Here is a 14,628-nt window from a genome sequence, read left to right on the forward strand (position 1 = left end):
TCGTTTCGGGTGGTCTCGCGTTGTCCGCCCGTCATGGCCGCGGATCAGTCATATGTTCGAATCCCTGGACCCCGTCGTTCTGGCGCGCGCGCAGTTCGCCTTTACGGTTTCGTTTCACATCATCTTCCCCGCCTTCTCGATCGGCCTGGCGAGCTTTCTCGCCGTTCTCGAAGCGCTGTGGCTGTGGACCGGGCGCGAGGTCTTCATCAACCTGTTCAATTACTGGCTGAAGATCTTCGCCATCGCGTTCGGCATGGGCGTCGTGTCCGGCATCGTGATGTCGTACCAGTTCGGTACCAACTGGTCGGTGTTTTCCGACAAGACCGGGCCCGTGCTCGGCCCGCTGATGGCCTACGAGGTGCTGACGGCGTTCTTCCTCGAGGCCGGATTCCTCGGCGTGATGCTGTTCGGCCTCAAGCGGGTCGGCCCCAAGCTGCATTTCATGGCGACGCTGATGGTGGCGATCGGCACGCTGATGTCGGCGTTCTGGATCCTGTCGGCTAATTCCTGGATGCACACGCCGGCCGGCTACGCGGTCAACGCCGACGGCCAGTTCGTCGCCGCCGACTGGTTCAAGCTGATCTTCAACCCGTCGTTTCCGTATCGTCTCGTCCATATGGTACTGGCGGCATATCTGACCACATCGCTCGTGGTCGGGGCGGTCGGCGCCTACCATCTGCTGAAGAATTCACGGCAGCCGGGCGCGCGGATGATGTTCTCGATGGCGATGTGGATGCTGATGATCGTCGCCCCGATCCAGATCTTCGCCGGCGATCTCCATGGTCTCAATACGCTGGAGCACCAGCCCGCCAAGGTGATGGCGATGGAGGGGCACTACCAGAGCCACCCCGACGGCGCTCCCTTCATCCTGTTCGGCCTGCCGGACCAGGACGCCGCGGTGGTGCGCTATGCGCTGGAAATTCCCAAACTGTCGTCGCTGATCCTGAAGCATTCGCTCGACGCGCCGCTCGCCGGCCTCGACACCGTGCCGCGTGAAGACTGGCCGCCGGTGCCGATCACTTTTTGGTCGTTCCGGATCATGGTCGGGCTCGGGCTGCTGATGGCCGCGCTCGGATTTCTCGGTCTGTGGGTGCGCTGGCGCGGCCGGCTGTACGACTCGCGGCCGACGCACCGGTTCGCGCTGATGATGGGGCCAGCCGGCTTCGTCGCGGTGCTGGCCGGCTGGGTCACGACCGAAACCGGACGGCAGCCTTTCACCGTGTTCGGGCTGCTGCGCACGGTGGATTCGGTCTCGCCGCTCGCCGCGCCCGCGGTGGCGTCGTCGCTGATCGCCTTCGTGATCGTGTATTTCGCCGTGTTCATCGCAGGCACCGTTTACATCCTGCGGCTGATGGCGCACCCGCCGCATCACGGCGAGGAGGGGCCGCCCGGCGAAACCCCCGCACGCGCCGCCGGCATCACGCCGGCGCCCGCGATCGCCACCCGCAGGTTGGGCTGACATGGATTACGATCTCGCGACCATCTGGGCCCTCATCATCGCGTTCGCGGTGTTCGTCTATGTGGTGATGGACGGCTTCGACCTCGGCCTCGGCATTCTGTTTCCGCTGTTTCGCACCAAGCGCGACCGCGATGTCGTGATGAACAGCGTCGCGCCGGTGTGGGACGGCAACGAGACCTGGCTGGTGCTCGGCGGCGGCGGCCTGTTCGCGGCGTTTCCGCTGGCCTATGCGGTGCTGATGCCGGCGCTGTATACGCCGATCATCGCGATGCTGCTCGGCCTGGTGTTTCGCGGCGTCGCGTTCGAATTTCGCTGGCGCAGCCTGCGCGAGCGCAACCGCTGGGACCTCGCCTTCTTCCTCGGCTCGCTGATCGCGACGCTGGCGCAGGGCATCGCGCTCGGCGCGATCCTGCAAGGCGTCGCTGTCGAGGGTCGCGCCTATGCGGGCGGATGGTGGGACTGGCTGACGCCGTTCAGCGTGCTGACCGGGCTGGCGCTGGTGACCGGCTACGCGCTGCTCGGCGCCACCTGGCTGGTGATGAAGACCACCGGCGAACTGCGCGACCAGGCCTATCGGCTGAGCCGCTGGCTGCTGCTGGCGATGCTGATCGCGATCGTCGCCGTCAGCGCCGCGACGCCGTTCCTGAGCTACGACTATTCGGAACGCTGGTTCGCCTGGCCGAACGTGCTCGCCACCGCGCAAGTGCCGCTCGCCGTGGCGATCGTCACCGCGCTGCTGCTGCGGGCGCTGACGCAGCGCCGCGACTACCAGCCGTTCCTGCTGACGCTGTGCCTGTTCGCGCTGTCCTATGCCGGGCTCGGCATCAGCATCTGGCCCTATGTGGTGCCGCGGAGCATCACCGTCTGGCAGGCGGCGGCGCCCGAGAGCAGCCAGCTCTTCATGCTGGTCGGCGTCGCGATCCTGGTGCCGATCATCCTCGTCTACACAGCCTGGGCCTATTGGGTGTTTCGCGGCAAGGTCGACCCCGACAGCGGCTATCATTGATGTCCGATTTTGAACCTTCCGGCCCGCTGTCGCGACGGTTGCTATGGTTCGCAGCGCTCTGGCTCGGCGGCGTCGGTGCGGTAGTGCTGGTGTCGATGATCCTGCGGTTGTGGATCGCGCCGGGCTGACATGATAAATAGCCCGGCGCGACAGCGTCGGGAGGGGTATCGATGATCGGAATGTCACGTCTGCTGGGCCGGCTCGCCATGGCGATGTCCATGGCCATGTCCTTGCTGCTGCTCGCCGCGCCGGGCCATGCGCAGCAACCCGACGTCGGCGACGAGCCCGGGCTGATCGCCAATGACGACTACGAGCTGCCGCCGGAATTGCGCAAGCAGATGGTGTTCTTCCGCACCAGCGAGCCGGCGGGCACGATCGTGGTGCAGACCGCCGAGCGCTATCTCTACCTGGTCCAGGGCAACAATCGAGCGCTGCGGTACGGAATCGGCGTGGGCCGCGAAGGCTTCCAGTGGCAGGGCCTGCTGAAGATCTCGCGCAAGGCGGAATGGCCGGATTGGGTGCCGCCGCCTGAAATGATCCAGCGCCAGCCTTATCTGCCGCGCTTCATGGCCGGCGGGCCGGGCAATCCGCTCGGCGCCCGCGCGATGTATCTCGGCTCGACCATCTATCGCATCCACGGCACCAACCGCCCCGACACGATCGGCACCGCGATCTCGTCGGGCTGCTTCCGCCTGGTCAACGCCGACGTCGCCGACCTCTACGAACGCGTCCCGGTCGGCACCAAGGTCGTGGTGCGGCAGCGCCCCGAGCTGTGACGGCCCCGCCCGCTCCGTTTCTCATTGTCATCTGAATCAGAAAGACGTTCTCGATGTCATTCCGCAAGGGCCTGCTGATCGGCCTCGGCGTCGCCGCCGTGGTCGCCGCCGCCGCCGTCACCTACGAGCGCTACGACACCAAGACGCTGAAGCGCACGATCCGCCGCGACGCCGTGCTGTGCGGCGTCAACAAGGGCCTGCCGGGCTTCTCGACGCCGGACGAAAAAGGCAACTGGACCGGTTTCGACGTCGATTTCTGCCGCGCGGTGGCGGCGGCGATCTTCAACGATCCGAACAAGGTGAAATTCGTGCCGCTCGACGCCAACGAGCGCTTCAAGGAATTGCAGAGCCGCAAGGTCGACATCCTGTCGCGCAATTCGACCTGGAGCATGTCGCGCGAGGCCGGCTACGAATTGTACTTCCCGGCGGTCGCCTATTACGACGGCGAGGGCTTCATGGTGCCGTCGTCGCGCAAGATCGAGACCGCGCTCGAACTCGACGGCAGCAAGGTCTGCGTCCAGGCCGGCACCACCACTTTGCTCAACCTTGCCGACTACTTCCGCGCCAACAACATGAAGTATCAGGAGGTCAAGTTCCCCAAGCTCGACGAGGTGGTCGCCGCCTACAACAGCGGACAATGCGACACCTTCTCCGCCGACGCCTCGCAGCTCTATGCGCTGCGCCAGACGCTCGCCAAACCGGGCGATCACGTCATCCTGCCGGACCTGATCTCCAAGGAGCCGCTGGCGCCGGTGGTCCGCCAGCGCGACGACGAATGGATGATGATCGTGAAATGGTCGCTCTACGCGATGATCAACGCCGAGGAACTCGGCGTCACCTCGGCGAATATCGACGAGGCGCTGAAGTCGAAGAAGCCGGACGTGATGCGGCTGGTCGGCACCGAGGGCGCCTATGGCGAGGAGCTCGGCCTCAGCAAGGACTGGGCGGCGCGGATCATCCGCCACGTCGGCAATTACGGCGAGGTCTACGACCGTAATGTCGGCAAGCTCGGCATCCCGCGTGGCCTGAACCAGCTCTGGAGCGCCGGCGGCATCCAATACGCGCCGCCGATCAGGTAGGCGATCGCATTTCGAAGCGCTGCCGCACATTCAGTCGTCATCGCCCGCGCAGGCGGGCGACCCAGTATTGCAGAGCTCCGGCGATCAGCAACGAGCGCTCCGGGATACTGGATCCCCGCATGCGCGGGGATGACGACGGCGGGCGGGGATGACGGCTGTGTGGCCCATCCTTCGAGGCGCGCCGAAGACGGCGCGCACCTCAGGATGACGTTGTGCGTGCGGCGGCGTTCGCGTGGTGATGTGCGTGCGGCGGCGTGCGTGTGGTGATGGGCGTGTGGTGATGAAGCGATCGCGATGGTTTCCGTCACCCTGAGGTGCGCGCGCTTGCGCGCCTCGAAGGGCGACGAAAACCAGAAATGCCCTCAATACTTCTTCCACGCCGCCAGCGCCTCGGCGTGGTAATTCGCGTCGCCGAACAGCTCCTGCAGCACACGCGCGCGCTTCATGAACAGGCCGACGTCGAACTGGTCGGTCATGCCCATGCCGCCGTGCATCTGCACGCCCTCCTGCACCGCGAGCGTCGCCACCGTGCCCGCCTTGGCCTTGGCGACCGAGACGGCGAAACCGGCATTCTCCGGATCGGTGTCGATCGCCTGCAGCGCCTTCAGCACGGCGGCGCGGACGATCTCGATCTCGGTGTAGAGATGCGCGGCGCGGTGCTGCAGCGCCTGGAATTCGCCGATCAATTTGCCGAACTGCTTGCGCTCTTTCAGGTAGGCGACGGTGCGGCCGAACGCCTCGTCGGCGACGCCGAGCATTTCGGCCGCGACCGCGGCGCGGCCCACGTTCAGCACGCCTTCGAGCAGCGCGCCGCCGCGATCGACCTCGCCGAGCACATGATCGGTATCGACCTCGACATTATCCAAGCTGATCCGCGCCGCATTGTGGGCATCGACCATCACGGTGCGCTCGATCGAGACGCCCTTCGCCTTGGGATCGACCAGGAACAGCGTCAGCCCATCGACATCGCCCGGATTGCCAGCGCTGCGCGCAGCGACGATCAACAGATCGGCGACGTGGCCATCGACCACCAGCGCCTTGGCACCCTTCAGTTTGAAGCCGTTGCCGGCGCGGGTCGCCTGCAGGGCGATCTTCGTCGGCCGATGCTTGGCGCCTTCGTCGACCGCCAGCGCCGCGATCAGCGAGCCGTCGGCGATCTTCGGCAAGTAAGCCTTCTTCTGCGCGTCAGAACCGCCGCGGGCGAGCGCCGAGGCCGCGAGCACCGCGGTCGACAGAAACGGCGACGGCGTCAGATTGCGGCCGATCTCCTCCATCACCACGCCGGCCTCGACGCAGCCGAGCCCGGAGCCGCCGAACTCTTCCGGCACCAGGAGGCCGGCGAAGCCCATCTCGGTGAAGCTCTTCCACAGCTCGCGGGAGAAACCGGTGGCGTCGCGTTCGTCGCGCAGCTTGCGCAAATGCGCGATCGGAGCCTTGTCGCCGATCAGCCCGCGCGCCGAATCGCGCAGCATGGTTTGTTCTTCGGTGAGGACGAGTGCCATGGTGATAAGTCCCGATCAGATATCAGATGAGATACAAAACTTTAGAGTTCGTCATTCCGGGATGCGCCCCTCGGGGCTCAGACCCGGAATCCATACTCCCTGCGGTGGTGATGGATTCCGGGTTCGCGAGCGGCGCTCGCGCCCCGGAACGACGTGGAGAGGTGTACTTACGCCCCCGGCAGATCGAGGATGCGCTTGGCGACGATGCCGAGCATCACTTCGCTGGTGCCGCCCTCGATCGAGTTCGCCTTGGTACGCAGCCAGGCGCGGGCGCGGGCGCCGTCGTGGCTGCGCTCGCTTTCCCACTCCAGCGCGTCGATGCCGCCGGCCGACATCAGGATCTCGTGGCGGCGCTTGTTCAGCTCGGTGCCGTAGTACTTCATCGCCGACGAGAATGCCGGGTGCAATTGACCGGCCTTGGCCAGATCGACCGCGCGCTCGGCCGCGCAGGCCAGCGCCGCCTCGTCGACATCGAACGCAGCGATCTGGCCGCGCAGCATCGGATCGTCGAGCCGGCCTTGATCGTCGGTGCCCAGCGAATCCGCCGCGACCTGGCCGAGCGGCCGACCGCCGTCGCGGCCGCCCATGCCGGAGATCATCGCGCGCTCGTGCTGCAGCAGATACTTCGCCACATCCCAGCCACGGTTGACAGTGCCGACCACGTGCGATTGCGGTACTCGGACGTTGTCGAAGAAGGTCTCGCAGAACGGCGACTTGCCGGAGATCAGCAGGATCGGCTTGGTCGTCACGCCGGGCGAGGCCATGTCGAACAGGATGAAGCTGATGCCGTCGTGCTTCTTGGCGCTGGCATCGGTCCGCACCAGGCAGAAGATCCAGTCGGCGTAGTTGGCGTAAGAGGTCCAGATCTTCGAACCGTTGATGATGAAGTCGTCGCCGTCGGGCACGGCGCGGGTCTGCAGCGAGGCGAGGTCGGAGCCGGCGTTCGGCTCGGAATAGCCCTGGCACCAGCGAATTTCGCCGCGCGCAATTTTCGGCAGATGCTCCGCCTTCTGCTGTTCGTTGCCGTATTTCAGCAGCGCCGGCCCGAGCATCCAGATGCCGAAGCTCGACAGCGGCGAACGCGCGCCGATCGCCGCCATCTCTTCGCGCAGCACCTTGGCTTGCGCGGGATCGAGCCCGCCGCCACCATATTGGGTCGGCCAGTCCGGCACGGTCCAGCCCTTGTCGCGCATCCGCTCGAACCAGACCTTCTGCGCGTCGGACGCGAATTTGGCGTTGCGCCCGCCCCAGAAATTGTCCTCGTCGCCCTGCATCGGCGTGCGCATCTCGGCCGGGCAATTGGCCTCCAGCCAGGCGCGGGTGTCGCGGCGGAATTGATCGAGATTCTGTGCGTCTGGCATCGGCGTGTTTCCATCCGGCGATCGCAAGCGCGATCTGTTGCTCTTGTTGGCCGCGACCTTAGCCCGCGCGGGGCGAAATTCAACATCTGGATCGCAGCCCACCTGTCGCGGTCGATATGCTAGTGGTCGACGAGCAACGAGAGGAAGCGAGCATGCGGCTGACACTTCTTTCGCCTGGCGAAATGAATCCCGATCAGCGGGCGATCTATGACGAGTCGGTCGCCAGCAAGCGTGGCAGCCCGCCGCCTCCGATGATGGCGTGGCTGGCGAGCCCCGACATGGCGCGGCACGCGACCAGGCTCGGCGCCGTCCTGCGCTACGACACGTCGTTTCCGCCGGCGCTGTCGGAACTGGCGATCCTCGTCACCGCACGACATTGGACCGCGCATTTCGAATGGTACGCGCACAAGACAATGGCGCTCGACGGCGGGCTCGATCCTGCGATCATCGAGGCCATCAGGGATCGGCGAACGCCGCGTTTCGACGATCCGAAAGCGCGCGTGATCTACGATGTCGCCAAATCGCTCCATGAAGCCAAGGGATTGTCGCAGCCACTTTACGACGAAGCGACGCAACTGCTAGGCGAGCGCGGCCTGGTCGAGATCATCGGCCTGTGCGGCTACTACACCATGGTGTCGATGACGCTGAACGCCTACGAATTCCCGCTGCCCGATGGCGAGGTGTCGGAACTGGCGTAAGCAACAAGTACGAACGTCATGCGCGGGCTTGACCCGCGCATCCATCCTTCTCATATCGGATGGATCGCCGGGTCGAGCCCGGCGATGACGTCCGTCAAGGAGCCGCGCCATGCAAGCTGCTGAAGCAGCGACACCCATCCCGTCCGGCACAAGGATCGGTCATGTCCATCTGAAAGTCGCCGACCTCGAGCGCGCGCTCGGCTTCTATTGCGGCGTGCTCGGCTTTCAGCTGATGCAGCGGTTGGGCGATCAGGCGGCCTTCATCTCCGCGGGCGGTTATCACCACCATATCGGGCTGAACACCTGGGAGAGCAAAGGCGGCTCGCCGCCGCCGCCCGGATCGACGGGGCTGTATCACACCGCGATCCTGTACCCGACCCGCGCAGCGCTGGCGGATGCGCTGCATCGCGTGCTGCAAGCGGGCATCGCGCTCGACGGCGCCAGCGACCACGGCGTCAGCGAGGCGCTGTATCTGCGCGATCCCGACGACAACGGCGTCGAATTGTATCGCGACCGCCCTGAGGCGGAGTGGCCGCGCAGCGCCGACGGCGCGCTGTCGATGTTCACGCGGCGGCTCGACCTCGACGACCTGCTGCGAACGCGCGTGGCGTAGCACGGCCCCCCTCGCTGTCATTCCGGGGCGCGCGCAGCGCGAACCCGGAATCCATAACCACCGCGTTCGGCGGTGAGGCACGTGGCCCGTGCCGTGCGAGACCGCGAGTCCAGGGGATATGGATTCCGGGTTCGCTCACTTCGTGAGCGCCCCGGAATGACGAACACAACGGTTTCAGCTTCGTCCCCGCATCATCACCAGCGCCGCGGCGATCAGTTGCAGCACGATGCAGCCGGCGAACGGTAGCGTGTAACTGCCGGAGAGGTCGCGGACGAGGCCGATCACGCCGGGGCCGAACGCATAGGTCACCTGATTGATCGCGGTGACGAGGCTGATCAGGACGCCGAACGAGGCGGCCGGGAATTCGCGCTGCACGATCAGCGCCGGCAACGTGATCAGATTGCCGACCGAGAAGCCGAACAGCGCACAGGCGATCAATAGCAGCGTGCCGTCGCGCGACAGGATCACGATCGCCAGCGCCACCGCCTGGCTCAGGAACGAGATCGCCGACACCAGCCGCTGGTCGAGCCGGTCGATCACGGTCGACAACGAGACGCGGCCGACCACCGCCATCGTGGTCAGCAGCGCCACCGCGGCTGCGGCGCGCTCGCGGCCGATCAACGGGTCGAGATAGGCGATCAAGTGCACGATGAAGCCGACCTGCGCGAACAGCACCAGCGCGAACGCGATGGTGACGGTGAGGAACGCAATGTCGCGGAACGCATCGCGGCGGATCGCGCCCGACGACAGCGCCTGCACCGCACCCGGCCCGGCGGGATGCTCCGCGATGCGCAGCGGCGGGCGGCCGACGACGATCGCGACGACCGGCATCAGCAATACCCCGGCGATCGCCGCCGCCAGCGTCGCGTCGGCAAATCCGAAATGTCCGATCGCCGCGACCAGCAACGGCACGCCGGCGATGCCGCCGAAGCTGGCGCCGTTCAGCGCCAGGCTGATCGCCATGCCGCGGCGCCGGTCGAACCACAGCCCGAGCGTGCTGGTGATGGCGCCGAGGCTGGTGCCGGCCCAACCGACCGCGAGCAGCACATAGACGGCGTAGAGCTGCCAGACCGCATCGATCCGGCCGAGCAGCGCGGTGCCGAGCGCCATCGCGGCGATGCCGCCGAGCAGACAGGCGCGCGGCCCGATCACGCGGATGACGTCGCCGACGAAGGCGACCAGCAGCGCGCCGCCGAGATAGAAGAACGTCGTCGCGGTCGCGATCAGCGACGACGGCCAGCCGTGCAGCCGCGTCAGCTCGGCGAGATAGACGCTCTGGCCGTAGAAGCCGAGCGCCCAGCCGAAGGTCGCGACCGCAAAACACATCGCGACGATCCGCCAGCCTTCATAGCGAATCGAACTCTCGTCGCGCAGCGGAAGGTTCACCATCCGCGGCGACCGGCCTTCGTCGCACGCGACGGCATCGGCGTCTCCCCTGCGTCCGGCTCGGACGGCCGGATCGTCTTGTTGTTCTTCGTCGCGATCAGATGCCGCGTTCTGGCACGGCGGCTGCGGCCGCCGCCACCCGTTTTCGCGACCAGCCGGTGATCGCGAGCACGACGAGGCCGAGCAGAACCGGCGGAAACACCGTCAGGTTGACGGTCGCCCAGCCGTAATTCGCCAGCAATTGCCCGGACCCGAACGAGCCCAGCGCCATCATGCCGAACACCACGAAATCGTTGAACGCCTGCACCTTGTTCTTTTCGCTCGGCTGGTGGGTCTCCAGCACCAGCGCCGAAGCGCCGACGAAGGCGAAATTCCAGCCTACCCCGATCACGAACAGCGTCGCCCAGAAATGCGGGGCGGTGATCCCCATCAGGCCGATCGACGCGCCTGCAGCTTCCAGCGCCAGCCCGAGCGCGACCACGCGCGGCGCGCCGAATTTCGCGATCAGCGAGCCGGTGAAGAAGCTCGGCGCATACATCGCGACGATGTGCCATTGCAGGCCGAAATTGGAATCGCTGATCGGCAGCCCGCACATCTGCATCGCGAGCGGCGCCGACGTCATCACCAGATTCATCATCGGATAGGCGATCGCGCCGCACATCGCCGCGGCGATGAAGCGCGGCTGCCGCACGATTTCGAGCAGCGGCCGGCCGCCGGCGAAATCGGCGGGCTGCGGCTTCGGCGCGTCGACGCTCCACAGCACCGCCATCGCGACCAGCGCGACCGCGGCTTGCACCAGATAGCTGAAGGCGAACAGATAAGGCTGCCAAATGTCCATGGTCCACTGCACCAGCTGCGGACCGAGCACGCCGGCGAACACGCCGCCGGCCATCACCCAGGATACCGCCTTGGGGCGATACGCGACGCTGGCGCCGTCGGCGGCGGCGAAGCGATAGGATTGCGACACCGCGCCGTACAGCCCGCCGAGAAAGGTGGCCACGCAGAACAGCTCGAACGAGCCGTACAGGATCGCCAGCGCGCCGAGCAGGCCGGTGAACGCGCCGCAGCCGGCGCCGATCATGAAGGAGACGCGGCGGCCATAGCGCCGCGCGATCGCGCCGGTCGGCAGCGTGCCGGCGGCGAGGCCGACCACATACATCGAGATCGGCACGGTCGCGAGCGCCACGCTGGGCGCGAGCTGCGCGCCGATGATCGAGCCGGTGGCGAAGATCACCGCCGCATTGGCGCCGGTCAGCGCCTGCGCCGCCGCCAGCCGCATCACGTTCGAGCGTGCGCGCGCATCGTCAGCGAATCCATCGATCGCGGTCGCGTCAACCATTGGTCGTTTCGCCCTTCACCCGGTTCGTGTGCGGCCGGGCCGCAGGATCGCGCCGCATCATAGGCCGCAGCGGCCCGCGATCAACTGCCGCGGCCGGACCTAACCTATGCGAAGCATTCAGGTTTCGCCGCTTCGGGAGAAGCACAGGATGAGATTGTTGGCCGGCATCTCGACGATTTCGGCCAGAGACAGGCCGCCCCCTGCCGCGAGCTGCTGCAATTCGTCGACGTCGCGCACGCCCCATTCGGCATTGGCAGCGCGCAGGCTGGTGTCGAACACCGCATTGCTGATCGCGGTATGGTGGCCGTCGCGCTTGAACGGCCCATACAGGATCAAGCGCCCGTCCGGCCGCAGCGTGCGCGCGGCGCCGGCGAACAGCCCCTCCGCGACCGGCCACGGCGCGATGTGCACGACATTCGCGCAAAACACCGCCGCCAGCGGCCCCGGACCGCGCCCGTCGGTCATCTCCGCGCACCAGGCCGGATCGGACAGATCGATCCGCAGCGGCGGCCGCACATTGTCGAGCCCCGCGTAAGCGCGCCAGGCGGCAATGCTGATCAGATGCTGCGGATGACAATCGCTCGGCCACCAGACGATCCCGGGATGCGCGCGGGCGAATGCGATGACGTGCTGGCCGGTGCCGCTGCCGGCCTCGAGCACGTCGCCCGTTGTTCCGTGCAGCAGCCGGCCCAGCACCTCGCAGATCGCCTGCTGGTTGCGATGAAAGGCGGCGGCGTCGAGCCGGCCGTCGGGCTCGACCGGCCGACCGTCCTTGCCGAACTCGACCACATAGTCAGCCATCCGCCCCGCTCCTCGTTGATCTGACGCAAGCCGCGTTGTCACTTCCAAGCCACATAGCGAAACAAAGCGGCGGCGACAAACCAAGCCGGCCCGCAACGCCGCCAAGGGCGAATTGACTTTGCGCATTCTGACACTTTTAGTTGTAGGCGACGGTTCCTCTCCGGAGGATCAAAAGGGAATGCGGTGCGGGTGCCTTCGGAAACCCAACTCCGCAGCTGTTCCCGCAACTGTAAGCGGTTCGACTTTCGTCGGAATGCCACTGGGAAACTCGGTCCTGGGAAGGCGACGGAAGGTAACCCCGCGAGCCAGGAGACCTGCCGTCATCCGTGGTCACACGCGAGAGTGCCGGTCGGGAATTGCAGGCATTGGCTTCATCGGATGCGCAGGCATGTCGATGAAACCTCGTTCGCTGTGACGTGCCACAAACGTCGACCGAGGTTCATCCATGCCGTCTCGTTCCGATGCCGATTGCCGGCATCATTCCGCGCGCTGCCGCGCGCTGCTGACATCCACCATTCTGGCGTCCAGTCTGTTCGCGAGCGTCGCGCCGGCGTCGGCGCAGGACAATACGCTGCCCGCCATCAACGTCACCGCGACCCGCAGCTACGAGGGCATCGTCGGCACTTCGAGCACGGTGATCACCGCCGACGACATCGCGCATTCGCCGGCGCAGACCGTGCAGGAGATCATCGCGCAGACGCCCGGCGTGCAGACCAGGACGCTGTATGGCGGCGTCAACGGCACCGGCTCGTCGATCGATCTGCGCGGCTTCGGCGCCACCGCGACCTCGAACACACTGTTCCTGGTCAACGGCCGCCGCCTCAACGACCTCGATCTGCAGGGCGTCGACCTGTCGAGCATCCCGCTGCAATCGATCGAGCGCATCGAGATCACCCGCGGCAGCAGCGGCGCGGTGCTGTACGGCGACAATGCGGTCGGCGGCGTCATCAATATCGTCACCAAGACCGGCGCCGGCGGACCGCCCGCGACGTTCCGGGCCGAAGGCGGCTTCGGCTCGTTCAACCAGCGGCTGGCATCGATTTCCGCGGCGTACAATTCCGGGCCGTGGTCGACCTCGGTGTTCGCCAACGGCGTGCGCTCCAACGGCTATCGCGCCAACAACGCGCTGGAACAGAACAACGCGATCGGCGAGCTGCGCTATGCCACGCCGGATCTCAGCGCCTTCGTCAACGTCTCCGGCGACAATCAGCATCTCGGCCTGCCCGGTTCCCGGATCGTGGATCCCTCGATCGGCGTCAACCAGCTCCAGACCGATCGCCGCGGCACCAACACGCCGTTCGATTTCGGCGACAAGCAGGGCGCCAACATCACCGCCGGCTTCACCAAATCGCTGTGGGACGGCGCCGAATTGATCGTCGACGGCGGCGTCCGCGACAAGCGGCAGCAGGCCGGCTATTTCGGCAATGTGCCGCTGTCGAGCTTCAGCGCGAGCTGGTTCGACGCACATCTGCAGACCTGGTCGATCACGCCGCGGCTGAGCATCACCCATGCGATGTTCGGCCTGCCGTCGAAAATCCTGACCGGTCTCGACTATTACGACGCGACCTATGATTCCGACCGCGGCCAGTATCGCAGCACGCCGCCGGTGCACGTCTACAACCTGTCGCAGAAGACGCTGGCCGGCTATTGGCAGCAGACCGTCGGCATCCTGCCGACCACCGACCTGTCCTATGGCGGCCGGCTGCAGAGCGTCAAAGTCGAGGCCAGCGATCGGCTGAACCCGCTGGCGCCGGGCTATTTCGGCGAAGCGCAGGCGCTGCCGCTGAGCAGCACCGAAACCCAGCACGCGCTGCATATCGGCCTCGACCATCGCTTCAACGACGTGTTCAGCGTGTTCGCCCGCGCCGCGCGCGCGTTCCGCACCCCGAATGTCGACGAGCGGGTCTCGTCGGGACCGTCCTACGACGCGTTCTTCAATCCGATTCCGGGCAACTTCGCGCTGAAGACCCAGACCTCGGTCGATTTCGAAGCCGGCTTCCGCGTCAAATCGGGGCCGTTCGAGATGCAGACCAGCGCCTACAACATGAATCTCAACAACGAGCTTCATTACGACCCGGTCAATTTCTACAACACCAATCTCGACCCGACCCGGCGCTATGGCGGCGAGACCAGCGCCTCGTTCCGCGTCAGCGATACGCTGCTGCTGCGCGGCGGCGGCGCCTATACCCGCGCGACGTTTCGCGAGGGCCCGTTCTCCGGCAACGACGTGCCGCTGGTGTCGCGCTATACGGCGAATGCCGGCGTGACCTGGAACGTCTGGCAGAAATACGTCGTGTTCGATGCGACCGCCCGCTACTGGAGCAGCCGCTATATGGACAGCGACGAGAACAACCTGCAGACCAAGATCCCGGCGAACGGCACGGTCGATGTCAAGCTGAGCGGCGCCTACGAGCATTTCTTCTGGTCGGCCAGCGTGATCAATCTGTTCAACTCGCAATATTACGATTACGCGGTGGCGAGCAGTTTCACGCCGGGACGCTACGGCGCCTATCCGCTGCCGGGACGAACCTATCTCGTCAAGGCCGGCGTGACGTTCTGACACGACATCACGCTTCATCACATCGTGCATGACAGGCCCCGGCAGCAA

General features: G+C 66.1%; 13 protein-coding genes and 1 riboswitch. Of the genes, 8 read left to right on the forward strand and 5 right to left on the reverse strand.

Features of this window, described 5'->3' with window-relative positions; translation table 11 throughout:
- Positions 1 to 52: 52 nt before the first annotated feature.
- The 5 genes from RPB_RS23510 to RPB_RS23525 are packed head-to-tail and all read left to right on the forward strand — an operon-like array spanning position 53 to position 4,320.
- Positions 53 to 1,459 (forward strand): cytochrome ubiquinol oxidase subunit I, encoded by a 1,407-nt coding sequence (locus RPB_RS23510; RefSeq protein WP_011443535.1) that lies wholly within the window; start codon positions 53 to 55, stop codon positions 1,457 to 1,459.
- 1 nt (position 1,460) lies between these two features.
- Positions 1,461 to 2,465, forward strand: a complete 1,005-nt coding sequence (gene cydB, locus RPB_RS23515) for a cytochrome d ubiquinol oxidase subunit II (protein ID WP_011443536.1) — start codon at positions 1,461 to 1,463, stop codon at positions 2,463 to 2,465.
- Complete coding sequence (locus RPB_RS24430) at positions 2,465 to 2,593, forward strand: DUF2474 domain-containing protein (RefSeq protein WP_198135144.1); 129 nt, start codon at positions 2,465 to 2,467, stop codon at positions 2,591 to 2,593. Before cydB ends, RPB_RS24430 begins: the two co-directional genes overlap by 1 nt.
- A gap of 42 nt (positions 2,594 to 2,635) precedes the next feature.
- Positions 2,636 to 3,241, forward strand: a complete 606-nt coding sequence (locus tag RPB_RS23520) for a L,D-transpeptidase (RefSeq protein WP_011443537.1) — start codon at positions 2,636 to 2,638, stop codon at positions 3,239 to 3,241.
- A gap of 53 nt (positions 3,242 to 3,294) precedes the next feature.
- A complete protein-coding gene (locus RPB_RS23525; RefSeq protein WP_011443538.1) occupies positions 3,295 to 4,320 on the forward strand; it encodes an amino acid ABC transporter substrate-binding protein in 1,026 nt (341 codons plus the stop codon).
- 362 nt (positions 4,321 to 4,682) lie between these two features.
- Here RPB_RS23525 and RPB_RS23530 read toward each other — a convergent pair whose 3' ends face one another.
- Positions 4,683 to 5,822, reverse strand: coding sequence for an acyl-CoA dehydrogenase family protein (locus RPB_RS23530; RefSeq protein ID WP_011443539.1), 1,140 nt, complete (start codon positions 5,820 to 5,822; stop codon positions 4,683 to 4,685).
- A gap of 167 nt (positions 5,823 to 5,989) precedes the next feature.
- Positions 5,990 to 7,183, reverse strand: coding sequence for an acyl-CoA dehydrogenase family protein (locus tag RPB_RS23535; RefSeq protein ID WP_011443540.1), 1,194 nt, complete (start codon positions 7,181 to 7,183; stop codon positions 5,990 to 5,992).
- Between the two features lie 152 nt (positions 7,184 to 7,335).
- Between RPB_RS23535 and RPB_RS23540 the strand changes: the two genes are divergently transcribed.
- Both RPB_RS23540 and RPB_RS23545 read left to right on the forward strand, forming a co-directional pair.
- On the forward strand, positions 7,336 to 7,881 hold the full coding sequence (locus RPB_RS23540) for a carboxymuconolactone decarboxylase family protein (protein ID WP_011443541.1): 546 nt from the start codon (positions 7,336 to 7,338) through the stop codon (positions 7,879 to 7,881).
- A gap of 109 nt (positions 7,882 to 7,990) precedes the next feature.
- Complete coding sequence (locus RPB_RS23545) at positions 7,991 to 8,494, forward strand: VOC family protein (protein ID WP_011443542.1); 504 nt, start codon at positions 7,991 to 7,993, stop codon at positions 8,492 to 8,494.
- Between the two features lie 174 nt (positions 8,495 to 8,668).
- Here the strand turns inward: RPB_RS23545 and RPB_RS23550 are convergent, their stop codons facing one another.
- The 3 genes from RPB_RS23550 to RPB_RS23560 form a co-directional block, all read right to left on the reverse strand.
- Complete coding sequence (locus tag RPB_RS23550) at positions 8,669 to 9,883, reverse strand: MFS transporter (RefSeq protein WP_011443543.1); 1,215 nt, start codon at positions 9,881 to 9,883, stop codon at positions 8,669 to 8,671.
- Positions 9,884 to 9,977: 94 nt separating this feature from the next.
- Entirely contained in the window at positions 9,978 to 11,219 is a 1,242-nt protein-coding gene (locus RPB_RS23555) for an MFS transporter (RefSeq protein ID WP_011443544.1), read from the reverse strand.
- Positions 11,220 to 11,336: 117 nt separating this feature from the next.
- Positions 11,337 to 12,020, reverse strand: coding sequence for a DUF938 domain-containing protein (locus tag RPB_RS23560; protein ID WP_011443545.1), 684 nt, complete (start codon positions 12,018 to 12,020; stop codon positions 11,337 to 11,339).
- Between the two features lie 133 nt (positions 12,021 to 12,153).
- Positions 12,154 to 12,356, forward strand: a riboswitch (cobalamin riboswitch).
- A gap of 109 nt (positions 12,357 to 12,465) precedes the next feature.
- Between RPB_RS23560 and RPB_RS23565 the strand changes: the two genes are divergently transcribed.
- Positions 12,466 to 14,580 (forward strand): TonB-dependent receptor, encoded by a 2,115-nt coding sequence (locus tag RPB_RS23565; protein WP_011443546.1) that lies wholly within the window; start codon positions 12,466 to 12,468, stop codon positions 14,578 to 14,580.
- Positions 14,581 to 14,628 lie beyond the last annotated feature (48 nt).

Origin of the sequence: Rhodopseudomonas palustris HaA2, assembly GCF_000013365.1 — a bacterium.
In the GTDB taxonomy this organism is placed as follows: Bacteria; Pseudomonadota; Alphaproteobacteria; order Rhizobiales; family Xanthobacteraceae; genus Rhodopseudomonas; species Rhodopseudomonas palustris_J.

Coding starts and splice junctions, on each gene's coding strand:
- RPB_RS23510 (WP_011443535.1), top strand. CDS start 53: ATGTTCGAATCCCTGGACCCCGTCGTTCTGGCGCGCGCGCAGTTCGCC.
- cydB (WP_011443536.1), top strand. CDS start 1,461: ATGGATTACGATCTCGCGACCATCTGGGCCCTCATCATCGCGTTCGCG.
- RPB_RS24430 (WP_198135144.1), top strand. CDS start 2,465: ATGTCCGATTTTGAACCTTCCGGCCCGCTGTCGCGACGGTTGCTATGG.
- RPB_RS23520 (WP_011443537.1), top strand. CDS start 2,636: ATGATCGGAATGTCACGTCTGCTGGGCCGGCTCGCCATGGCGATGTCC.
- RPB_RS23525 (WP_011443538.1), top strand. CDS start 3,295: ATGTCATTCCGCAAGGGCCTGCTGATCGGCCTCGGCGTCGCCGCCGTG.
- RPB_RS23530 (WP_011443539.1), bottom strand. CDS start 5,822: ATGGCACTCGTCCTCACCGAAGAACAAACCATGCTGCGCGATTCGGCG.
- RPB_RS23535 (WP_011443540.1), bottom strand. CDS start 7,183: ATGCCAGACGCACAGAATCTCGATCAATTCCGCCGCGACACCCGCGCC.
- RPB_RS23540 (WP_011443541.1), top strand. CDS start 7,336: ATGCGGCTGACACTTCTTTCGCCTGGCGAAATGAATCCCGATCAGCGG.
- RPB_RS23545 (WP_011443542.1), top strand. CDS start 7,991: ATGCAAGCTGCTGAAGCAGCGACACCCATCCCGTCCGGCACAAGGATC.
- RPB_RS23550 (WP_011443543.1), bottom strand. CDS start 9,883: ATGGTGAACCTTCCGCTGCGCGACGAGAGTTCGATTCGCTATGAAGGC.
- RPB_RS23555 (WP_011443544.1), bottom strand. CDS start 11,219: ATGGTTGACGCGACCGCGATCGATGGATTCGCTGACGATGCGCGCGCA.
- RPB_RS23560 (WP_011443545.1), bottom strand. CDS start 12,020: ATGGCTGACTATGTGGTCGAGTTCGGCAAGGACGGTCGGCCGGTCGAG.
- RPB_RS23565 (WP_011443546.1), top strand. CDS start 12,466: ATGCCGTCTCGTTCCGATGCCGATTGCCGGCATCATTCCGCGCGCTGC.